This window comes from Cedecea sp. P7760 (genome assembly GCF_013386425.1).
Lineage (GTDB): Bacteria > Pseudomonadota > Gammaproteobacteria > Enterobacterales > Enterobacteriaceae > Cedecea > Cedecea selenatireducens.
In genome coordinates this window covers 1-21,300 of record NZ_JACARU010000082.1, presented here as the reverse complement: position 1 = coordinate 21,300, position 21,300 = coordinate 1, and the positions used below count along the sequence as shown (strand labels likewise).

General features: G+C 55.3%; 18 protein-coding genes and 1 riboswitch. Of the genes, 9 read left to right on the top strand and 9 right to left on the bottom strand.

Going from position 1 to position 21,300, the window contains the following annotated elements; all coding sequences use genetic code 11:
* Positions 1 to 157: 157 nt before the first annotated feature.
* Complete coding sequence (gene fghA, locus HX778_RS23265; protein WP_176983185.1) at positions 158 to 994, bottom strand: S-formylglutathione hydrolase; 837 nt, start codon at positions 992 to 994, stop codon at positions 158 to 160.
* A gap of 237 nt (positions 995 to 1,231) precedes the next feature.
* Between fghA and folE the strand changes: the two genes are divergently transcribed.
* From folE to mglC, 6 genes are all read left to right on the top strand, one after another.
* Complete coding sequence (gene folE, locus HX778_RS23260) at positions 1,232 to 1,897, top strand: GTP cyclohydrolase I FolE (protein ID WP_038481098.1); 666 nt, start codon at positions 1,232 to 1,234, stop codon at positions 1,895 to 1,897.
* Between the two features lie 18 nt (positions 1,898 to 1,915).
* On the top strand, positions 1,916 to 3,067 hold the full coding sequence (yeiB, locus tag HX778_RS23255; protein WP_176983184.1) for a DUF418 domain-containing protein YeiB: 1,152 nt from the start codon (positions 1,916 to 1,918) through the stop codon (positions 3,065 to 3,067).
* A gap of 128 nt (positions 3,068 to 3,195) precedes the next feature.
* Positions 3,196 to 4,251 (top strand): HTH-type transcriptional regulator GalS, encoded by a 1,056-nt coding sequence (gene galS, locus HX778_RS23250; RefSeq protein ID WP_038481104.1) that lies wholly within the window; start codon positions 3,196 to 3,198, stop codon positions 4,249 to 4,251.
* A gap of 283 nt (positions 4,252 to 4,534) precedes the next feature.
* A complete protein-coding gene (gene mglB / locus HX778_RS23245; protein ID WP_038481107.1) occupies positions 4,535 to 5,530 on the top strand; it encodes a galactose/glucose ABC transporter substrate-binding protein MglB in 996 nt (331 codons plus the stop codon).
* 83 nt (positions 5,531 to 5,613) lie between these two features.
* Entirely contained in the window at positions 5,614 to 7,134 is a 1,521-nt protein-coding gene (mglA, locus tag HX778_RS23240; RefSeq protein ID WP_038481110.1) for a galactose/methyl galactoside ABC transporter ATP-binding protein MglA, read from the top strand.
* A 20-nt stretch (positions 7,135 to 7,154) separates the two neighbouring features.
* Entirely contained in the window at positions 7,155 to 8,165 is a 1,011-nt protein-coding gene (gene mglC, locus HX778_RS23235; protein WP_038481113.1) for a galactose/methyl galactoside ABC transporter permease MglC, read from the top strand.
* 60 nt (positions 8,166 to 8,225) lie between these two features.
* Here the strand turns inward: mglC and sanA are convergent, their stop codons facing one another.
* The 5 genes from sanA to ldtB all read right to left on the bottom strand — a co-directional run bounded on the left by sanA (position 8,226) and on the right by ldtB (position 12,272).
* Positions 8,226 to 8,945 (bottom strand): outer membrane permeability protein SanA, encoded by a 720-nt coding sequence (gene sanA / locus HX778_RS23230; protein ID WP_176983183.1) that lies wholly within the window; start codon positions 8,943 to 8,945, stop codon positions 8,226 to 8,228.
* 131 nt (positions 8,946 to 9,076) lie between these two features.
* Positions 9,077 to 9,964, bottom strand: a complete 888-nt coding sequence (gene cdd / locus HX778_RS23225; protein ID WP_176983182.1) for a cytidine deaminase — start codon at positions 9,962 to 9,964, stop codon at positions 9,077 to 9,079.
* A 128-nt stretch (positions 9,965 to 10,092) separates the two neighbouring features.
* The gene (locus HX778_RS23220; protein WP_038481122.1) at positions 10,093 to 10,788 is read right to left on the bottom strand and encodes a CidB/LrgB family autolysis modulator; all 696 of its coding nucleotides are present in this window, start codon (positions 10,786 to 10,788) and stop codon (positions 10,093 to 10,095) included.
* A complete protein-coding gene (locus HX778_RS23215) occupies positions 10,785 to 11,186 on the bottom strand; it encodes a CidA/LrgA family protein (RefSeq protein ID WP_038481125.1) in 402 nt (133 codons plus the stop codon). Before HX778_RS23215 ends, HX778_RS23220 begins: the two co-directional genes overlap by 4 nt.
* Before the next feature lie 171 nt (positions 11,187 to 11,357).
* Positions 11,358 to 12,272, bottom strand: a complete 915-nt coding sequence (gene ldtB, locus HX778_RS23210) for a L,D-transpeptidase (protein ID WP_038481128.1) — start codon at positions 12,270 to 12,272, stop codon at positions 11,358 to 11,360.
* A gap of 239 nt (positions 12,273 to 12,511) precedes the next feature.
* Here ldtB and HX778_RS23205 point away from each other — a divergent pair, with 239 nt between their 5' ends.
* Positions 12,512 to 14,107, top strand: a complete 1,596-nt coding sequence (locus HX778_RS23205; RefSeq protein WP_038481131.1) for an ABC-F family ATPase — start codon at positions 12,512 to 12,514, stop codon at positions 14,105 to 14,107.
* Between the two features lie 119 nt (positions 14,108 to 14,226).
* Here the strand turns inward: HX778_RS23205 and HX778_RS23200 are convergent, their stop codons facing one another.
* Both HX778_RS23200 and HX778_RS23195 read right to left on the bottom strand, forming a co-directional pair.
* Positions 14,227 to 16,590, bottom strand: coding sequence for a TIM-barrel domain-containing protein (locus HX778_RS23200; protein WP_176983181.1), 2,364 nt, complete (start codon positions 16,588 to 16,590; stop codon positions 14,227 to 14,229).
* Positions 16,591 to 16,604: 14 nt separating this feature from the next.
* Entirely contained in the window at positions 16,605 to 17,906 is a 1,302-nt protein-coding gene (locus HX778_RS23195) for an MFS transporter (RefSeq protein ID WP_176983180.1), read from the bottom strand.
* Positions 17,907 to 18,202: 296 nt separating this feature from the next.
* On the opposite strand from HX778_RS23195, the gene HX778_RS23190 reads away from it, so the two are divergent.
* Positions 18,203 to 19,273, top strand: a complete 1,071-nt coding sequence (locus HX778_RS23190; protein ID WP_038481135.1) for a LacI family DNA-binding transcriptional regulator — start codon at positions 18,203 to 18,205, stop codon at positions 19,271 to 19,273.
* A gap of 91 nt (positions 19,274 to 19,364) precedes the next feature.
* Positions 19,365 to 19,537: riboswitch (M-box (ykoK) riboswitch) on the top strand.
* 72 nt (positions 19,538 to 19,609) lie between these two features.
* Positions 19,610 to 20,656, top strand: coding sequence for a magnesium transporter (locus tag HX778_RS23185; protein WP_038481136.1), 1,047 nt, complete (start codon positions 19,610 to 19,612; stop codon positions 20,654 to 20,656).
* A gap of 35 nt (positions 20,657 to 20,691) precedes the next feature.
* Here HX778_RS23185 and HX778_RS23180 read toward each other — a convergent pair.
* Positions 20,692 to 21,300: molybdopterin-synthase adenylyltransferase MoeB (locus HX778_RS23180; RefSeq protein ID WP_176983179.1), on the bottom strand; the 609-nt coding region annotated here is incomplete at its 5' end.

The following is a 21,300-nucleotide window of genomic DNA, read 5'->3' as shown; positions in this document are numbered from 1 at the left end:
GGCCGGGAGTCCGGGTTCTTAGGGGAGTGACGGTGACTCCCCTAAGACGTTCACCGGTTCAGTGGTGACATCTGAAACAGGACTGGAAGTGAACGGAAACTTAGCAGATTCTTCCTGGAGCAATTTCTTACTAAGAGACAGCTCCCAGGGTAACTCCCTATCCCCGCAAATGCTCCGCATGAAAACGAAGGTGATCCTCCACAAACGTGGCGATGAAATAGTAACTGTGGTCGCAGCCCGGCTGAATGCGCAGCGTCAGCGGCCAGCCTTTCTCCTGCGCGATTTTTTCAAATTCTTCCGGCCTTAACTGGTCGGCCAGGAACTGATCGTCATCCCCCTGATCGATGAGCGTTGGCAGCTGTGCGGACGCCCCGGCTTTACCCAGCAGGCAGCAGCTGTCCCATTCTTGCCATAAAGATTCATCTTCACCGAGATAGGCCCTGAAGGCTTTTTGCCCCCACGGGACGCGGGTCGGGTTAACGATAGGCGCAAAGGCAGAAACCGAGCGGAAGCGGCCGGGGTTTTTCAGCGCCATGATCAGCGCGCCGTGGCCGCCCATAGAGTGGCCAAAGACTGAGGCTTTCTCGCTGACGCTGAAATTATCCGCAATCAGCTGAGGCAGTTCATCGCGCAGGTAATCGTACATGCGGAAGTGCGTGGCCCACGGCTGCTGCGTCGCGTTGAGGTAAAAGCCTGCGCCCTGGCCCAGGTCATAGCCCGCGTCGTTTGGCACTTCTTCGCCGCGTGGGCTGGTGTCCGGCATCACCAGGACAATGCCAAGCTCGGCGGCAACGCGCTGCGCGCCTGCTTTAGTCGTGAAATTTTCATCGTTGCAGGTCAGCCCGGAAAGCCAATAAACCACCGGCGGCGGCGTGGTGCCAGCCGGAGGTGGGAGAAAAATACTGAATGTCATTGGGCAGTTAAGCACGGTGGACGGGTGGCGCCAGCGCTGCTGCCAGCCTTCGAAACATCGGTGTTCTTCCAGTAATTCCATCCAGAGGCTCCTTACATATTTTCAATAGTTATGAACAACTTTCACTTCACCTGAGTCTAGCCATCCCGCATTATGGCCGCAACGGTATTGTTCCGCCCGCTCAGGCGATGAACGGTTATTTCGATTTCAATAATTATGCCCGGCACTACTGGATTCTAAGCACGTGCTGCCGCACAATAAGCGGACACTTTGCCCCATGAAGGGCAGAGGTCAGCCACACCTGCAGGAGAAAACAGCATGTCATCACTCTCAAAAGAAGCCGCCCTGGTTCATGAGGCGCTGCTTGCGCGCGGTTTGGAAACGCCGCTGCGTCCGCCGTTACGTGAACTGGATAATGAAACTCGTAAAAGCCAGATTGCCGCCCATATGACGGAAATCATGCAGCTGCTTAATCTCGATTTGAGTGACGACAGCCTGATTGAAACGCCGCATCGCATCGCCAAAATGTATGTCGATGAGATTTTCTCTGGCCTGGACTACGCGAACTTCCCGAAAATCACCGTCATTGAAAATAAAATGAAGGTCGATGAAATGGTCACCGTGCGCGATATCACCCTGACCAGCACGTGCGAGCACCACTTCGTGACTATCGACGGTAAAGCAACCGTGGCGTATATCCCCAAAGACACCGTGATTGGCCTGTCTAAAATTAACCGCATCGTGCAGTTTTTTGCTCAGCGCCCGCAGGTTCAGGAACGCCTGACCCAGCAGATCCTGACCGCGCTGCAAACGCTGCTGGGCACCAACAACGTGGCGGTTTCCATTGATGCCGTGCATTACTGCGTGAAAGCGCGTGGCGTGAAAGACGCTACCAGCGCGACCACCACCACGTCACTCGGTGGCCTGTTTAAGTCCAGCCAGAATACGCGTCAGGAGTTCCTGCGCGCAGTACGCCACAATTAATTCCCCAGGCAGGTATCCGTGGAGAGAAATATCACCCTGGACTTCGTCCGCGGTACCGCCATTCTGGGCATTCTGCTGCTCAATATTGTCGCCTTTGGCCTGCCGAAGGCGGCATACCTAAACCCGGCCTGGTATGGCGAGATAACCTCCCGTGACGCCTGGACCTGGGCGGTCATGGACCTGTTTGCCGAAGTTAAATTCCTCACGCTTTTCGCGCTGTTGTTCGGGGCTGGCCTGCAAATGCTGCTGGCTCGCGGCTCACGCTGGATACAGTCGCGGCTGACGCTGCTGGTATTACTGGGCTTTATCCACGCGCTGCTGCTGTGGGATGGTGACATTCTGCTGGCTTACGGCCTGACAGGGCTGGTGTGCTGGCGGCTGATTCGTGAGGCAACGGGGCAAAATCAGCTCTTTAAGACCGGCGTAGTGCTGTACCTCATCGGCATTGGCGTGCTGGTGCTGCTCGGCGTGATTTCAGGTGACGGCCTTAACCGTTCCTGGGTGCCGGATGCGGCTAATTTGCAGTATGAGCAATGGTGGAAGCTGGGCGGCGGTATTCAGGCCATCAGCAATCGTGCGGATTTACTCTCTTCAAACCTGGTGGCGCTGGGCGCGCAGTACGGCTGGCAGCTGGCGGGCATGATGCTCATCGGCGCGGCGCTAATGCGCAGTGGCTGGCTGAAAGGGGAGTTTAGCCTGAAGCATTACCGCCGAACCGCCGCGATTTTTATCGTCATCGGGATGGCCATCAACCTGCCGGCGATTATTGCCCAGTGGCACCTTGCATGGGATTCGCGCTGGTGTGCGTTGCTGTTACAGGCCCCGCGTGAGCTGAGCGCGCCGTTTCAGTCCATTGGCTACGCCGCGCTGGCGTGGGGATTCTGGCCGCAGCTTTCGCGCTTCAGGCTGGTGGGGTGGATTGCCTGCGTCGGGCGGATGGCGTTGACGAACTACCTGCTGCAAACAATCATCTGCACAACCTTGTTCTATCGCTTTGGTTTATATATGAAATTTGACCGTCTTTCGCTGCTGGCCTTTGTCCCTGCCGTGTGGGCGGTGAACATCCTGCTGTCGGTTATCTGGCTGCGCTATTTCCGCCAGGGGCCGGTGGAATGGCTGTGGCGACAGCTAACCGCCCGTGCTTCGGGGGATGCGTTACGCAAAGCATAGAGATAATGATATTCGTCACAAAGGTTAACGAATTGTATGTAACCGCTTTCATCACTGTGATCGACTTCACGCCACGCCGCCCCTCACTCCCCGCAAAATAGCCACCTTGCCTAAAACAGGGTGCACCTATGAGACCGACTCCCCCAACGCCGATTACCATTCGTGACGTTGCCCGTATCGCCGGGGTTTCAGTAGCGACAGTATCCCGAGTATTAAATAACAGCGCGCTGGTCAGCCCGGAAACGCGCGAAAACGTCATGCAGGCGGTTGCTGAGCTGGGCTACCGTCCAAACGCCAATGCGCAAGCGCTGGCCACCCAGGTTAGCGATACCATCGGCGTGGTGGTGATGGACGTCTCCGATCCCTTCTTCGGGGCATTGGTCAAAGCCGTGGATATGGTTGCCCAGCAGCACAATAAATATTTGCTGATCGGTAACAGCTATCACCAGGAAGAAAAAGAGCGCCATGCCATTGAGGTGCTGATTCGCCAGCGCTGTAGCGCGCTGATTGTGCACGCCAAGGCGCTGAGCGACGAGGAGCTGGCCGCATTCCTGGAGCAGGTCCCCGGCATGGTGCTGATCAACCGTCTGGTGCCCGGCTACGCACACCGCTGCGTTTGCCTGGATAACGTCAGCGGCGCGGTAATGGCCACCCGCATGCTGCTGAATCAGGGGCATTCGCGTATCGGTTATCTGGCCTCCAGCCATCAGATTGAGGATAACGACCAGCGCCATCAGGGCTGGCTGCAGGCGCTGGCGGAGCACGGCATCGCGCCGCCGGAGGCCTGGGTCGGAATGGGCACGCCGGACATGCAAGGCGGAGAGGCGGCAATGGTTGAGCTGCTGGGGCGCAACCTGCAGCTCAGCGCAGTCTTCTCTTATAACGACAGCATGGCCGCCGGCGCGCTAACGGCGCTGAAGGACAACGGCATTGCCGTGCCGCAGCATGTTTCCATCATCGGTTTCGACGATATTCCCATTGCCCGCTACACCGACCCGCAGCTGACAACGGTGCGCTATCCGGTAGTTTCGATGGCCCGTCTGGCGACCGAACTGGCGTTACAGGGCGCGGCAGGCCAGCTGGATCGTGATGTAACGCACTGTTTTATGCCGACTTTAGTCCGCCGTCATTCGGTGGCGATAAAGCAAAATGTGGCGTCGATCACTCCGCTGTCAAAGAGTTAGATGTAACCGGTTTCAATCTGTGAGTAAATTCACAGTTAATTAACATTGCGCTGACTATTATGTCAGCGTTTTATCAGCTGAAACACTATGTAACGGTGACTTCTCACTTTTAGCATAGCGATAAGGCCAAAGACGACCATAAAAACGCAGTATTGGATTGTTACCGAACACGGAAGTGCAATTATTTTAGGATAACTTCGGCATTCAGTAACCTTTTCATAACATTACTGTCCTGCCTGGTTTCGAACGCGAACTACCCTGCAAAATAAAAACCGGAGATACCATGAATAAGAAGGTTTTGACCCTGTCCGCCGTGATGTCCTGCATGCTGTTTGGTGCCGCTGCGAACGCCGCTGACCGTATTGGTGTGACGATTTATAAATACGACGACAACTTCATGTCAGTGGTTCGTAAGGCCATCGAGAAAGATGCTAAAGCGTCACCGGACGTGCAGCTGCTGATGAACGACTCCCAGAACGACCAGTCCAAACAGAACGACCAGATTGACGTTCTGCTGGCAAAAGGCGTGAAAGCGCTGGCCATCAACCTGGTTGACCCGGCCGCAGCGGGCACCGTAATCGAAAAAGCACGCGCACAAAACGTGCCGATTGTGTTCTTCAACAAAGAACCTTCCCGCAAAGCGCTGGATAGCTATGACAAAGCTTACTATGTGGGCACAGACTCCAAAGAGTCCGGGATTATTCAGGGCGACCTGATTGCCAAACACTGGGCGGCTAACCCGGCGTGGGACCTGAACAAAGACGGCCAGGTGCAGTTCGTGCTGCTGAAAGGCGAACCGGGCCACCCGGATGCCGAAGCGCGTACCACTTACGTTATCAAAGAGCTGAACGACAAAGGTCTGAAAACCCAGCAGCTGCAGCTGGATACCGCCATGTGGGATACCGCTCAGGCTAAAGACAAAATGGACGCCTGGCTCTCTGGCCCGAACGCTAACAAAATCGAAGTGGTTATTGCCAACAACGATGCGATGGCAATGGGTGCGGTAGAAGCGCTGAAAGCACACAACAAATCTTCTATTCCAGTATTTGGCGTAGATGCCCTGCCGGAAGCGTTGGCGCTGGTGAAATCCGGTGCAATGGCAGGTACCGTGCTGAACGACGCCAACAACCAGGCGAAAGCGACCTTTGACCTGGCGAAAAACCTGGCCGACGGTAAACCAGCCGCTGAAGGCACTAACTGGAAAATCGAGAACAAAATTGTACGCGTACCGTATGTAGGCGTGGATAAAGATAATCTCGCACAGTTCATCGGCAAATAAATACCCGTCATATTTTAGTTGTACACGGGCGCAGATACCTGCGCCCGGCTTTAGGCAGGTTACTCAGCGACACAGGTATAATTATGGTCGACAATAACTCAGCTACGCCGTCGGAATTTTTGCTGGAAATGACCGGCATTAATAAATCCTTCCCCGGCGTTAAGGCACTGGATAATGTTAATTTAAAAGTGCGTCCACACTCTATTCATGCCCTGATGGGTGAAAACGGTGCGGGCAAATCGACATTATTGAAATGCCTTTTTGGGATCTACAGCAAAGATTCCGGCAGCATCCTTTTTCAGGGAAAAGAGGTCAATTTCAGCAGCACCAAAGAGGCGCTGGAAAACGGTATTTCTATGGTGCATCAGGAGCTTAACCTGGTCCTGCAGCGCACCGTGATGGACAACATGTGGCTCGGGCGTTACCCGACCAAAGGCGTGTTTGTCGATCAGGATAAAATGTACCGCGACACCAAAGAGATTTTTGACGAGCTGGATATTGATATCGACCCGCGAGCCCGCGTCGGTACGTTGTCCGTTTCTCAAATGCAGATGATTGAAATTGCCAAGGCTTTCTCCTATAACGCCAAAATCGTTATTATGGATGAGCCAACGTCCTCGCTGACGGAAAAAGAAGTTAATCATCTTTTTAAAATTATTCGCAAATTAAAAGATCGCGGCTGCGGCATTGTTTATATCTCCCATAAAATGGAAGAGATATTCCAGCTGTGCGATGAAATTACTATTTTGCGCGACGGGCAGTGGATTGCCACCCAGCCGCTGGAAGGGCTGGATATGGACAAAATCATCGCCATGATGGTGGGCCGCTCGCTGAACCAGCGCTTCCCGGACAAATCCAACGTGCCGGGTGAAGTTATCCTCGAAGTACGCAACCTGACCTCGCTGCGCCAGCCGTCGATTCGCGATATCTCCTTTGATTTACATAAAGGTGAAATCCTCGGTATTGCGGGCCTCGTCGGCGCGAAGCGTACCGATATAGTGGAAACGCTGTTTGGTATCCGCGAAAAATCTGGCGGCACCATTAAGCTGCACGGCAAAAAGATCAATAACAGCAACGCGAACGAAGCGATCAATCACGGCTTTGCGCTGGTCACCGAAGAGCGCCGCTCAACCGGGATCTACGCCTACCTGGATATCGGCTTTAACTCACTCATTTCCAATATTCGTAACTACAAAAACAAGGTCGGTCTGCTGGATAACTCCCGCATGAAAAGCGATACCCAGTGGGTTATCGACTCCATGCGCGTGAAAACGCCGGGGCACCGCACCTCCATCGGCTCGCTGTCCGGCGGTAACCAGCAGAAGGTGATCATCGGCCGCTGGCTGCTGACTCAGCCGGAAATTCTGATGCTGGATGAACCGACGCGCGGCATTGACGTTGGCGCCAAGTTTGAGATTTACCAGCTGATTGCTGAACTGGCTAAAAAAGGGAAAGGGATCATTATCATTTCGTCCGAGATGCCGGAATTGTTAGGGATTACAGACCGTATTCTGGTGATGAGCAACGGGCTCGTGGCCGGAATTGTAGACACCAAAACAACAACGCAGAACGAAATCTTACGTCTTGCGTCTGTGCACCTGTGATGATTTAGGGGCTATTAAAAATGAGTGCGTTAAATAAGAAGAGTTTTCTAACTTATCTAAAAGAGGGCGGCATCTACGTGGTGCTGCTGGTGCTGCTGGCGATCATTATTTTCCAGGATCCGACGTTCTTAAGCCTGCTTAACCTGAGTAACATTCTGACCCAGTCTTCGGTGCGTATTATCATCGCGCTGGGCGTGGCCGGGCTGATTGTCACCCAGGGGACCGATCTGTCCGCAGGGCGCCAGGTTGGCCTGGCGGCGGTTGTCGCGGCGACGCTGCTGCAGTCGATGGACAACGTCAACAAGGTGTTCCCGGACATGCACACCATGCCAATTCCGGTGGTGCTGCTGATTGTCTGTGCCGTGGGCGCGGTCATTGGCCTGGTGAACGGGATTATTATCGCTTACCTGAACGTGACGCCGTTTATCACCACCCTGGGCACCATGATTATCGTGTACGGGATTAACTCCCTGTATTACGACTTTGTAGGCGCATCGCCGATTTCCGGCTTTGACTCCCACTTCTCGACCTTCACGCAGGGCTTTATTGCCCTGGGCAGTTTCCGCCTGTCGTACATTACATTCTATGCCCTGTTTGCGGTGCTGTTCGTCTGGGTGCTGTGGAACAAAACCCGCTTCGGGAAAAACATCTTCGCCATCGGCGGTAACCCTGAAGCGGCGAAAGTCTCCGGCGTTAACGTGGCGCTGAACCTGATCATGATTTATGCCCTGTCCGGCGTGTTCTATGCCTTTGGCGGGATGCTGGAAGCGGGCCGTATCGGCTCCGCCACCAACAACCTCGGCTTTATGTACGAGCTGGATGCGATTGCGGCGTGCGTGGTTGGCGGTGTGTCATTCAGCGGCGGGGTAGGGACAGTTGTCGGCGTGGTTACCGGGGTAATCATCTTCACGGTTATCAACTACGGCCTGACCTATATCGGCGTGAACCCTTACTGGCAGTACATCATCAAGGGCGGCATTATTATCTTTGCCGTGGCGCTGGACTCCCTGAAGTACGCGCGTAAGAAATAATCTAAGCAGTGTACAAGAAAGCCCGCCATATCATGTGCGGGCTTTTTTTGTGCTCAGATATCACTTCTTCTCTTTTCTCTGTATTTCCAGCAGCTGCCCCGGCGTGACGGCCGGGTAGGCCTGTGCGTCCTCCGGCACTTCTTGCAGCGATGGGATAGGCACTAACGGGCCGAGGAAGCGCGGCTCGCGCTTGAACAGGTATAAATCTGCCAGTGCGCCCAGGCGAGCGCCAAATTCACGCGTGCGCACGGTGAGCATATTTTTCGGGGAAGGTACCGCGTAGCACTGCGCCTGAATCCCCATATGCAGGGCGATAAACAGCGCGCGCTCGCAGTGGAACCGTTGTGTAATGATGATGAAGTCGTTGGTATCAAAGACTTTACGGGTGCGAACAATCGAGTCCAGCGTGCGGAAGCCCGCGTAGTCCAGCACGATATCCGCCGGATCGACGCCGCCGGCAATCAGGTCTTTGCGCATGGTCATCGGCTCGTTGTAGCTTTGCTGCGCGTTATCGCCGCTCAGCAGCAGGTAGTTCACCTTGCCGCTGTTATAGGCGTTCAGGGCGCCCTGAATGCGGTACAGGTAGTACTGATTGATGACGCCGGTGCGGTAATACTTGGCGGTGCCGAGCACCACACCGACCTGGCGATAGGGCAGATCCTGCAGTTCATCGTAGACGTAAGGCGCGGTTTTCCAGCTGATCCAGCGGTCGAGCCCGAGCGCAGCCGCCAGCGTTAAGCCGATAATAATAAGCAGGCCGTAAAACAGGCGCTTCAACATGAACTTGCAGACTCATTCGCGGGGTGAAATTTCATCCAAGGCTACTTTACCCGGCCCTCAAGAGCAAGAAACGCGGGTTCAGTTGGGGCAAATTTCAACAATGCGAGTGTGGGTACACTCGCAACAGAGAATTACTGAGCAATATTAACGCGATCAACGGCTTCACAGCCCAGAGCTTTCAGCGTGGCGGAGGTGGCGTCCCACTGCAGGAGCGGCGCATCGAATTTTTCTGCCAGTACGGCGCGCTTAATTTGCGGATAGTCATAACCATTCAGGGAAAGCAGGTTCAGCGCGGCCTGCAGCGGCGGCAGGGAAGGGTTGAACGCGGCGTTTTCCGCATAACAGCCGGTAAAGATTCTGCCGTCGACCATTTCCAGCGCAACGCCCGCCGGGGCTTTACTGTATGGCGCATGGCTGCGGTTGGCCGCTGCAATAGCTGCCTGAGCGAGGGCATCACCTTTCAACGTGAAACCGTGGTTTTCTTCATCCAGCAACAGCGTTTTGATTTCCAGGTCGCGCGGGCCAAAGGCGTCTGGCAGGTATTCGCCAAGCGTGGACGGCTGGCGGCCTGGCAGATGAATGCGCAGCGCGGTGCCGCTGTTCAGTTCGTTCATGAACTGGCGGCAGTGGCCGCAGGGCGTGTAGTTGACGGTGATATCGACCAGGCCTTTTTCGCCGCGCATCCACGCGTGGGTGATGGCGCTTTGTTCGGCGTGCACGGTTTGCTGCATGGTGGCGCCAAGAAACTCCATATTGCCGCCAAAATAGAGGTTACCGCTTACGCCCCGGGCCACGGCCCCGACGTTAAAATGGGAGAGGTCTGCACGCGCGCAGGCTGCGGCCAGCGGCAACAGAGCGAAAGCCAGGTCGTCGTCGCCCAGCCCGGTTTGATGTTTTAGCGCTTCAACTTCGGCCGCTGTAAACATTGCCGGGAAGTGTGCGTCGGCAAGCAGGGGTTGCAAAGCGGTTTGCAGCGCGGCGGGGAGTTGCACAACGGCGGCATCAAAACGTGAACGCATGTTAAAGCCTCATAAAGGGTAACGGAAACGTAGTTTACGGATCTGTATAGGCTAAATATGTGATCAACTTCTAATTGTTTGTGCAACTTATGAAAACAAATATGAAAATGCGCGATCTCTCGCAAGTTTTAGCCGAAGAGCTTCAGCAGCACCGGGAATAAAAACGGGGCGATGAGTGAGGTCATGACCCCGCAAATAACCAGCGCCAGCGAGCTAAAAGCGCCTTCCTGGAAGTCGAGTTCCGCGCAGCGGGCGGTGCCCAGCGCGTGAGAAGCCGTCCCCATTGCCAGGCCGCGTGACGCCTTGGTGCTGATGCGCATCATATTCAGCAGCGTGTGGCCAAACACGGCGCCGAGAATACCGACGAAGATAACGCACACTGCGCTAATGGCCGGGATACCGCCAATGCCACCGCCTACCGCCATCGCAATTGGCGTGGTAACGGATTTCGGCAGAACCGAGGCGGCAATTTCCGGGGATGCGCCCATTAATAAAGCAATTGAGGTGCCGGTGGACATCGCCACCATACTGCCAATAAAGCAGATGGTGATAATCGACTTCCAGCGGGCGCGAATCTGGTGAATTTGCTCGTAAAGCGGAAAGGCCAGGGCTACAACGGCAGGCTGCAGCAGGTCGTTGAGCACTTCGCTGCCTTTAAAATAGTGGTCGTAAGGAATACCCGTGAGCAGCAGAAAAGGAATGATCACCACCATGCAAACCAGCAGCGGGTTTAGCAGCGGGGATTTCAGCCGGGCAGCCAGTTTGCGGGCGGCGAAAAACACCACCAGAGTTAACGGTAAAGACCACCATATATAGTGCATCATTTTTTCTCTGCCTCGCCTTCACCAATCACTTTTCTTTCGCCGTGGACCAGGTGCGAGCTCCAGCTCACGATGACAAGCACCACCAGCGTACTGATTAAACAGGAAACCACCACCGGGCCAAACTGGGCTTTCAGCACGTCGTAATATTGCATCACGCCCACGCCAATAGGCACGAACAGCAGGGCCATATAGCGAATCAGCAGGTGACAGCTGGGTTTTACCCACTTCGCCGGCAGGATTTGTAGCGACAGCAGCACAAACAAAATCAGCATGCCGATAATGCTGCCAGGGATGACGATGGGCAGCAGCGACGCGACGAAAATACCGGCATATAAGCACAGGTAAATTAAGACAAAAGCGCGAAGATACTGCCAGATTACGGTGAACGAGTTGCGCATGGAGGTTACCCTTTAAGAAACGCATTCATCATACAATTAAACTCGAAATTGTGCTATCCATCACAACATGAATTATGAGCATAACAAACATTCCCTGCGTGAAGGTTGCCCGGCTGATTTTAGGCAATAAAAAAGCGGCCCGGAGGCCGCCTTGATTCGATTACTTTTAGCTTAGTTCAGACGAACCGGCATGCCGGAACGGTTCTGAATCGCCTGGTCAACAACGGTGGTATCAACGTCGGACTGAGCGGTGACTTTCTGTACGCTGCTGGTCAGCTTGATTGGCACGATTTCACCGGAGTTGAACTGCGCTTCGGTAGTAGAAAGCGGGTTGTGAACTTCGATGTAGCGGCTGCCGTCCGGCTCGGTGGTGGCTTTTACCGGCTCATCAATGAACTGAACGCGAGTGCCGACCGGCACGTTGTCGAACAGGAACTTGATGTCTTCGTTACGCAGACGCACGCAGCCGTGGCTGACGCGCAGGCCGATACCGAAGTTGGCGTTGGTGCCGTGAATCGCATACAGATTACCGATGTACAGCGCGTACAGGCCCATCGGGTTATCCGGGCCAGCTGGCACAACGGCAGGCAGCGGCGTACCGGCTGCGGCGTATTCGGCATGCATTTTCGCGGTAGGGGTCCAGGTTGGCCCATTTTTCTTACGCTCTACCTTGGTGGTCCAGTTAATCGGGGTATCTTTACCCAGCTGGCCGATACCGATTGGCAGCACGATAACGGTGTTGGTGCCTTTCGGGTAATAGTAGAGGCGCATTTCCGCGCTGTTAATCACAATCCCTTCATGCACGGTGTCCGGCAGGATTAGCTGCTGAGGGATGTTCAGGATGGTTCCGGCTTTCGGCAGGTATGGGTCAATCCCTGGGTTAGCTTCCAGCATGTTAGACAGTCCCATCTGGTACTGTGCGGCATACTCTTCCAGCGGCGCGGTGCTGCCTTCCGGAATAGTGATAACCTGATTTTCACCAACCAGGCGGCTGCCGTTGGTCGGTAACGGATAGGTCACGGCGGAAGCTGAGAAAGACGCGACAGCCACAAAAGCCAGTAAGAGCGAGCGTAATTTTATATTCATGTTGTGCGAAGTGTTATGCCAGACGGGCCAGCTAGTGAGTGTTGATGGATGATTTAGCCGCGCATTATATGTGCATTACATTCATCTGGGAAATCAGATGTGGATGAAATCACAATTTTTTCACACTGATTAACTATTGTACGGTGAAGATGCGGGGCGACCCTTTATCATAGTTATGGCATAATGTGGCTGAAATCACATTCCAAAATCTCGACAACTTATTTCTCCAGGACATACCAGTGCTTGTATCCAGCAACGTTACCATGCAGTTTGGCAGCAAACCGCTGTTCGAAAATATCTCCGTCAAATTTGGCGGCGGCAACCGTTATGGCCTGATCGGCGCTAACGGAAGTGGCAAATCCACGTTCATGAAAATTCTCGGCGGGGACTTAGAGCCGACGCTGGGCAACGTTTCTCTCGATCCAAACGAGCGCATCGGTAAGCTGCGTCAGGATCAGTTCGCGTTCGAGAAATTCACCGTGCTCGACACTGTCATCATGGGCCACGGCGAGCTGTGGGAAGTGAAGCAGGAACGCGACCGCATTTATGCCCTGCCGGAGATGAGCGAAGAAGACGGTTACAAAGTTGCCGACCTCGAAGTGAAATACGGCGAGATGGACGGCTACACCGCAGAAGCGCGTGCGGGCGAACTGCTGCTTGGCGTGGGCATTCCGTTGGAGCAGCATTACGGCCCGATGAGCGAAGTCGCTCCAGGCTGGAAACTGCGCGTGCTGCTGGCGCAGGCGCTGTTCTCTAACCCGGACATCCTGCTGCTCGATGAACCTACGAACAACCTGGACATCGACACCATTCGCTGGCTGGAAACCGTGCTCAACGAACGCAACAGCACGATGATTATTATCTCGCACGACCGTCACTTCCTGAACATGGTCTGTACCCATATGGCTGACCTGGACTACGGCGAGCTGCGCGTTTATCCGGGCAACTACGACGAATACATGACGGCGGCGACCCAGGCTCGCGAGCGCCTGCTGTCCGATAACGCCAAGAAAAAAGCGCAGATTGCTGACCTGCAATCCTTCGTGAGCCGCTTCAGCGCCAACGCCTCCAAATCTCGTCAGGCGACCTCTCGTGCCCGTCAGATTGATAAAATCAAGCTGGACGAAGTGAAGGCCTCCAGCCGTCAGAACCCGTTCATTCGCTTCGAGCAGGATAAGAAACTGTTCCGTAATGCGCTTGAAGTCGAGGCGCTGACCAAAGGGTTTGAAAACGGTCCGTTGTTCAAAGGCGTTAATCTGCTGCTGGAAGTCGGTGAAAAACTGGCGGTGCTGGGGGCTAACGGCATCGGTAAAACCACGCTGCTGAAAACCCTGGTCGGTGAACTGGCTCCGGATAACGGCGGCGTGAAGTGGTCTGAAAATGCTCAGATTGGCTACTACGCGCAGGATCATGAATACGAGTTCGAAAACGACCTGACCGTGTTCGACTGGATGAGCCAGTGGAAGCAGGAAGGCGACGACGAGCAGGCGGTGCGCAGCATTCTGGGCCGTTTACTCTTCAGCCAGGACGATATCAAAAAGCCTGCTAAAGTGCTGTCAGGGGGAGAAAAGGGCCGCATGCTGTTCGGCAAGCTGATGATGGAAAAACCAAATATCCTGATCATGGACGAACCGACGAACCACCTGGATATGGAATCCATCGAGTCGCTGAACATGGCGCTGGAGATGTACCAGGGCACGCTTATCTTCGTTTCTCACGACCGTGAGTTTGTTAGCTCGCTGGCAACCCGCGTGCTGGAAATCACCCCAGAGCGCGTGATTGACTTCACCGGCGGCTACGAAGATTACCTGCGCAGCAAAGGGATCGACGGGTAATTTTACCCTGACCCAAACCCTCTCCCTAAAAAGGGAGAGGGGACAGATCGAATTATAGGTATGGCTCCCACCTGTTTTCCCCCTCGCCCCTTTGGGGAGAGGGCCGGGGTGAGGGGCAATTACAACGCCCACACCCCGCATTCCACGCCGTTCACCAGCAGCCGACGCTTCTCTCCCTCAGGCAGAGACAGCTTAATCTCGCGCCAGGCAGGTTGATAATCCCCCTTGCGGCTAAAGGCCACGTCAATCTCATTGGCCGAACAGGTTATTTCCCAACTTAGCCAGAGCGCGTTGCCCTCTTTATAGCCCCAGGATTCTCCATCATCCTCAAACAGCGAGCCGTGAGAAACGCCCGCGCCCTGCAGCGGGTAAATCTTCAGCTCACGAACGGTATCATCCTGCGGGGAAACATAGCTGATGCGTTCGCTGTGGGGCAATGCAGCCCCGGCACGCACCAGCAGCGGCAAGCGTTCAAGCGGCGCGGGCAGGGTGATTATCTGCCCGCCGCTGAACCACTCGCCGGTATAATAGTCGTACCAGCCGTGCTCATTGGCCGGCAGCCATAAAGCGCGCTCGCGCTGCCCCGGCTCCACTACGCTCGCCACCAGCAGATCCCGGCCCAGCAGGAACTCATCGCACTCGTCAAACGTCTTCTCATCGTGTTCATGGTCGAGGAACGTTGCGCGCAGCATCGGTTCGTCATCCGTATGGGCCTGCCATAGCAGCGTGTAGAAATAGGGCAGCAGGCGGTAGCGCAGCTCGATTGCGCTGCGGATAGCGGGAGTGACCGCCGGATACATCCACGGTTCGTTTACGGTGTGGTCATCATTCCATGAGTGGATGGTAAAGCGCGGGTGCATCACGCCGTTCTGAACCCAGCGAACGAAAAGCTCGGCGTCGGGTTTATCGCCCGAAAAACCGCCGACGTCATGCCCGACGTTAAACAGGCCGGACAGGCTCATGCCAACGCCCATGCGCGTGTTGTAGCGCAGCGTCTCCCAACTGGTGCGGTTGTCGCCGCTCCATGTCTGAACGTAGCGCTGCATCCCGGCGCAGCCGGAGCGGGAAATCAGATACGGGCGCTTTTCCGGGGCAAACGTCTGCTGAGCCTCCATCGAGGCGCGCATCATCAGCAGCGGCATAACCGGGCGAATGTGCTTGATGGCTATCGGTTTGCCAAAGCCGTAGCAGCGAGCTTCCCCGTCCCACACTTCATATTCGTTGTTGTCGTTCCAGGTGGAGCCGATGCCCATTTCCAGCAGCTGCGAGGTAACGCCAGCCTGCCACCATTTCACCGTGGCCGGGTTGGTGAAGTCCAGATGAGAGCCTTCATCGTCCCAGAAGCTGGAACGTTCCGGCGCATCAGATTCCGAATCTTTGATAAACAGCCCGCATTTGGCGACCTCCTCATAGCGCGGATGATCCTGCAGCAGACAGGGTTTGATGTTGGCCGCAAGGCGGATCCCGGCCGCCATAAACGCCCGGCTCATCACCTTCGGCTGCGGCACTTTTTCATAGTTCCAGTTAAACACGTAGCGCTTGTTATTGATCGAGGTGTAGCCCGACGAAAGCTGGAAAGAGTCGCACGGAATCGCGTGCTGCTGGCTCAGGCGGATAAAGTTCATCAGCTGGTTTTGGGCGTCCGGCGCGTCGGTGTAATGCATCGTTGACCCGCTGTAGCCGAGGCTCCATTTGGGGCCAAAGAAGGTTTTACCTGTCAGCCGCACGAACGCTTTGGTGACGTCCAGCACGCGCGGGCCGAGGAACATGTAGTAGTCGAGGTCTCCGGCTTCCGCCTGCCAGCGTCGGTAGGCCAGGTGATAGTTGTCTATCTCGTTGCCCAGATCCAGCCAGCAATTGCTCAGGTTGTCGTAGAACAGGCCAAAGCTAACGTCGTCGCGGCGCGTAATAGTGAAGGGGATATGCTTGTAAAGCGGGTCGGTGGACGCCGCGTTGTACCCCATCGCATCCAGGTTACGCATCTCATAGCGCCTGCCGGTGCGGTTAAGCGGCCCGGCTTTTTCCCCCAGGCCGTAAAAGCGCTCGCCGGTAAAACGCCGCTGATAGTGCGCCACGCCATCGCCGTGAGCGTTAAGTTGGTACGCGCTGGTGGGACGATCGCAGGCGAGAGGCTGCCATTCGCCACGCTCGGTTTTGTATTCCCATTCCAGATAAAGCGGCTGATGCACGGTCACGCGCATACTTTGGCTACTGATGATGAGGCAATCGGCCTGCTGTTCCAGCGTGAAGCCGGGCAGGGTAAATCCGGCGAGGCTTTCGCGCTCGCGGCCTTCCCACGGCACATCATGCTGCGGGGCGATGCTCCAGCTGCGGTCCAGCGCCAGGCCCTGCTGCCGCTTGATCAATACGCGAAACAGCTTCTCTTCCAGCACGTACAGGTGCAGCGAATGCTTGCCGTCGAGGGTCAGGATAACCTGGCTGTCATCTTGTTTTGCGAGCGTCCAGTTCTTAAGTGTTTTCATCAGAGACCATCCATTCAGCTACGTTTTGCGCGGCGTTCGGCGATAAACGCCACCAGGAACACCGCACCGATAAGATCAAAAAAGCCCATGGCGATAAACAGCGGGTTAAAGCCAATCTTGTCGGCGGTGACGCCGATAATCAGGGAGAAGATAAAGCTGGCAATCCACGCCGCGGAGCCGCGCATACCGTTGACGGTGGCCATCTGGCCTTTATCAAACGAGTCCACCACCAGCGCGCTGAGCATGCAGGAGATAATCTGGTGCCCGAAGCCGCCAATGGAGATAAGCAGGATGGCAATCCAGGGATCTTTGGTGACGGCGACCAGCGCCAGAGAAAGCATCAAAAACGCGCCGGTGACCGAGCTGGCAACTACGGAGTTGGTGCGCGAGCAGCCGAAAAGTCGCGTGTAGACTTTGGTCAGATAGCCGCTGGCAATACTACCGATATCGGCGGCCAGGAACGGTAGCCAGGCGAACATGGCAATTTGCTTCAGATCCATGCCTCGTTCATTGGCCAGATAAAGCGGAACCCAGAAGCTCAGCACCGCCCAGGCGGGTTCTGCCATAAAGGCCGGAATGGCGATGCCGTAAAAACGTTTGTTTTTCGAGACGGTTTTCAGCGCGGTGAAAAACGGCAGCTTCACGGCAGGCGGTTCGTTATCCTGCTTGATGAAGGCCAGCTCCTCCTTGCTCAGGTTCGGGTGCTGCTCCGGGTTGTGATAAAACAGCCACCATAAAACGACCCACACCATTGCCAGCGCGCCGCTGAACATAAAGGCACCCTGCCAGCCAAAGAAGCTGTGGGCGAAATAGATAATCGGCGGAGCCAGCATCGCGCCGATGGAAAAGCCCACTCCGGCCCAGCCTGCGGCAATCGGTCGCTCTTTTTTCGGGAACCATTCGCCCAGCGTTTTAGCGTTGGCGGGCGTGGCTGCGGCTTCCGCGCCGCCCATCATGAAGCGCAAAATGGCCAGCTGTAACCAGCTCCCGGCTCCGGCATGCAGCATGCACATCACCGCCCAGATGCTGGCGCAGATCAGAAAGCCGATTTTCAGGCCAATCACGTCTATCAGCCAGCCGCAGAGCGGCTGGAACAGGGTATAGGCCAGCTGAAAAGCGCCGACGATCCAGGAGTATTGTTCGGTGGTAATCCCGAGGGAGGTTTTCAGCTCAGGCGCCAGGATCCCCAGCGCATTACGCGTGATGTAGTTGACGGTGACGCCAAGTAAGAACAGAACCAGAACCCACCAGCGCAAATGCCGGAAAACGCGTCCTGCCTTAACGGCGGTTATCGGTTGGTCGATGCCATGACTCATAGTTCACTCCACCTTGTAGGGTAATTAGTAGAATTGGTATGCCACTATTTCTTGGCGAGGGATCTTTTTTAGTTATTTGATTTTTATGTATTTAATTTTTATTTTGCTTTCAGTGTGAATCTTATTGGTCAACAAATCGGAGCGTAATTGAGTTATCAGCCAACCAATAGCGCAATTTTTGCAAACATTTTCACTACTTCGATCTGGAGCGAAGAAACGATGCCGTATTTGCGGCACCATGGCTTATCTGCAGCCATGAAAATTTTTTCATTTTACAAACGGGCGTCGATCACAAAATGAGTAAAACGCTAAAAATCACCGAAATTGCCGCGCAAACCGGGCTGTCGATAAGCACCGTTTCCCGCGTGCTTGCGGGCAAGGGGAACACCAGCGAGTCGGCCCGCCAGCAGGTCCTTGCCTGCGCCAAAGAGAAAGGGGTATTACAGGGGATTGCGGCCGGCAGATTGCTGATCAACAGCCTGGTGGTCTTTGCGCCTCGCCGGGCATTTGATGAGCGGCTGGATGTCTTTTACTACCGGGTGATGCAGGGGATCGGCGAGGCGCTGGTGCCTCACGACGCCAGGCTTCGTTTCTGCGCGCTGGAGGAAAATGACAGCGACGTCGGGCTGTTTCTCAGCAAAATGAGCGAGCCGGAAACTGAAGCGGCCATTCTGCTGGGGATTGATGATACGCATATCCACGATCTGGCGGCGGATCTGGGCAAACCCTGCGTGCTGATCAACTGCCAGGATCGCAAAATGCGTCTTTCAGGCGTCGCCCCGGATCACCTGATGACCGGTCGCTTTGCCGCAAACTACCTGTTCGACATGGGGCATAAAGGCGTGCTGACGTTGATGTGCCTGCGTCGCTACACCATGGAGCAACGTCTGGCCGGCATTCGGGACGCGTGGGACTGCCGAAATTTGTCGTTTGATGAGACCCGACATTTGTTAGTCGCCCAAAGCTTTGGCGCCAAAGAGAGCGAGGCCTTAATTAGCGACTATCTGGCTGCTACGCCGAGGCCGGCCTGGCCAGGCGCGCTCTTAGTCGGCGGTGACTTTATGGCCGCAGGGGCGGTGAGTGCCCTGCAAAAGGCCGGGCTGCGCGTGCCGCAGGATATGTCGGTGATGAGCATCGACGGCTTTAACCTGGCCGAAATCCATGACGTGCCTTTAACCTCGGTTCATGTTCCCAGGGATGAGCTGGGCGAAGAGGCGGTTCAGCTGCTGCAGCAGCGCCTGATGCGTCCGGAAGCCCCGGTGGTGAATATCCTGTTGGCCGGTACGTTGAAGGTACAGGCGTCAGTGCGGCGAGTAGGCGCGGGCAAAGGGCGCCCGGCGGTGAGCAGCGATAAACTCTACGATTGAGCAGAAATAAAGCATAAATAAACCCTAAACAACGCAGGTTCTTTGCCTTGCGCCCGGCGTTTAAATCCCTACTATAGGCCGCGGAAGACTTGCAGTATCTCGTTAGGCGAGGCTCCTGTACAAACATAGGTTGCTGATCTGACGACGTCGAGAGACGCCCAAGATTAGGACAGGTTATATCGAGCGAAGGTATAATCCCAGGTAACTTCCCCCGCTTTTGGGGATACGTTGTACAGTGCTAAAACCGAGACATGGAGATAGCGTCAGCACTCTCATATCTTGCTTCGCCCCAGGATGAGGACTGTTTATTTTTAAAACAGTAACCGGGGAAAAATCATGACCTTTTCAACTAATACCTCAGCGCACTCCAGCGCTTCACTGGCCGTGTCCGTCAAACTGCCATCCTCAGACTCACAAAACACCGTGCTGGCTTATCTGAGCCAGGATTACATCGCTTTACCGCCGGGCACTTCGGTGCAAGATGCGCAGGCGTTGTTCTGTTCGGGCATTAAAAATGAGCAGATCCCGTCGCAAATATTTGTCGTGGACGACGATGACCATCTGTTTGGTCTGGTGCCGGTAAAATCGCTGCTGCAGGCGGACAAAGACGCGCTGCTCAGTGATTTGATGAGGCCAGTTGCGTTTTCATTAACGCCGGAAAAAACGCGCCATGAAGCCTGCGTGGAGATCAAAAAGTCGGCTTCTAACTACATTCCCGTTCTGAGCTACGGCAAGCTGAAAGGCGTGCTGGGCCCGCAGGAAATCGCTCAGCTGCTGGAAGACGAAAACACGCTCGATAGCCAGCTGCAGGGGGCTTCTTCACCGCTGGAAACGCCTTATCTGCAAAGCAGCGTCTTTACGCTGTGGCGCAAAAGATCGGTCTGGTTGCTGCTGCTGTTCGTGGCCGAGGCCTACACCAGTTCGGTGATTAAATCCTTTGAGGAGCAGCTTGAGGCGGCGATTGCGCTGGCGTTCTTTATTCCGCTACTGATTGGCACCGGCGGCAATACCGGCACGCAGATCACCTCCACGCTGGTCAGGGCGATGGCGCTCGGCGAGGTGGGGCTAAAGGATTTGGGCGCTATTCTGCGCAAGGAGATCTCGGCCTCGGTGCTCATTGCCTTAACGATTGGCACCGCCGGATTTATCCGGGCGTGGATGCTGGGCGTGGGGATGGAAGTGATGATGGTGGTGAGCCTGACGCTTATCGCCATCACCGTCTGGAGTGCGATTGTTTCCTCGATTATTCCGATGCTGCTGCGTAAGGTGAATATCGATCCGGCCGTGGTCTCCGCGCCGTTTATCACGACCTTAATCGACGGAACCGGGCTGCTGATTTACTTCGAAATTGCCAAAGTAATGCTTACTGACCTGGCGGTATAAAAATAGCGGGGATAGCGATATCCCCGTTTTCGTTTCTACCCGCACACTTCGCACTGCGGGTTACGCGCCAGCTTCATCTCTCTGAACTGGCAGGTCATCGCATCGTAAAGCACGATTTTTCCGCGCGCCGGCGAACCGTAATTTGCCAGCAGCTTGATGGCTTCCATCGCTTCCAGCGAGCCGATAATCCCGACCAGCGGCGCCATAACACCTGCCTCCACGCAGCTCAGTGTACTCTCCCCAAACAGGCGGCTCAGGCAGCGGTAGCAGGGCTCATTCTCCTGATAAGTGAATACGCTTATCTGACCTTCCATGCGAATCGCCGCCCCGGACACCAGCGGCGTTTTGTGCCGGTGACAGCAGCGGTTGAGCTGATTGCGGATGGTGACATTATCGGTGCAGTCCAGCACAACATCATGCTTTGCTACCAGCTCATCAAGCTGTGGTTCGTCAAGCTGGGCATTGACGGTCTCAAGCCGGATGTGCGGATTGATCGCCGCCAGTGAATCCCTGGCAGAATCCACCTTAGGTTGACCAACGTTCGCATCGCTGTGCAGCGTCTGGCGCTGAAGGTTGGAGAGCGAAACGGTATCGAAATCGAGCAGCGTGAGATGCCCCACGCCCGCCGCCGCCAGATACTGCGC

What these genes read in the sequence shown, in the direction of transcription:
- HX778_RS23190 (WP_038481135.1), top strand. Translation starts at nt 18,203, where the DNA reads ATGAGTAAAACGCTAAAAATCACCGAAATTGCCGCGCAAACCGGGCTG.
- ldtB (WP_038481128.1), bottom strand. Translation starts at nt 12,272, where the DNA reads ATGAATATAAAATTACGCTCGCTCTTACTGGCTTTTGTGGCTGTCGCG.
- cdd (WP_176983182.1), bottom strand. Translation starts at nt 9,964, where the DNA reads ATGCGTTCACGTTTTGATGCCGCCGTTGTGCAACTCCCCGCCGCGCTG.
- galS (WP_038481104.1), top strand. Translation starts at nt 3,196, where the DNA reads ATGAGACCGACTCCCCCAACGCCGATTACCATTCGTGACGTTGCCCGT.
- HX778_RS23220 (WP_038481122.1), bottom strand. Translation starts at nt 10,788, where the DNA reads ATGATGCACTATATATGGTGGTCTTTACCGTTAACTCTGGTGGTGTTT.
- sanA (WP_176983183.1), bottom strand. Translation starts at nt 8,945, where the DNA reads ATGTTGAAGCGCCTGTTTTACGGCCTGCTTATTATTATCGGCTTAACG.
- fghA (WP_176983185.1), bottom strand. Translation starts at nt 994, where the DNA reads ATGGAATTACTGGAAGAACACCGATGTTTCGAAGGCTGGCAGCAGCGC.
- mglA (WP_038481110.1), top strand. Translation starts at nt 5,614, where the DNA reads ATGGTCGACAATAACTCAGCTACGCCGTCGGAATTTTTGCTGGAAATG.
- HX778_RS23200 (WP_176983181.1), bottom strand. Translation starts at nt 16,590, where the DNA reads ATGAAAACACTTAAGAACTGGACGCTCGCAAAACAAGATGACAGCCAG.
- HX778_RS23185 (WP_038481136.1), top strand. Translation starts at nt 19,610, where the DNA reads ATGACCTTTTCAACTAATACCTCAGCGCACTCCAGCGCTTCACTGGCC.
- folE (WP_038481098.1), top strand. Translation starts at nt 1,232, where the DNA reads ATGTCATCACTCTCAAAAGAAGCCGCCCTGGTTCATGAGGCGCTGCTT.
- HX778_RS23195 (WP_176983180.1), bottom strand. Translation starts at nt 17,906, where the DNA reads ATGAGTCATGGCATCGACCAACCGATAACCGCCGTTAAGGCAGGACGC.
- HX778_RS23215 (WP_038481125.1), bottom strand. Translation starts at nt 11,186, where the DNA reads ATGCGCAACTCGTTCACCGTAATCTGGCAGTATCTTCGCGCTTTTGTC.
- mglC (WP_038481113.1), top strand. Translation starts at nt 7,155, where the DNA reads ATGAGTGCGTTAAATAAGAAGAGTTTTCTAACTTATCTAAAAGAGGGC.
- mglB (WP_038481107.1), top strand. Translation starts at nt 4,535, where the DNA reads ATGAATAAGAAGGTTTTGACCCTGTCCGCCGTGATGTCCTGCATGCTG.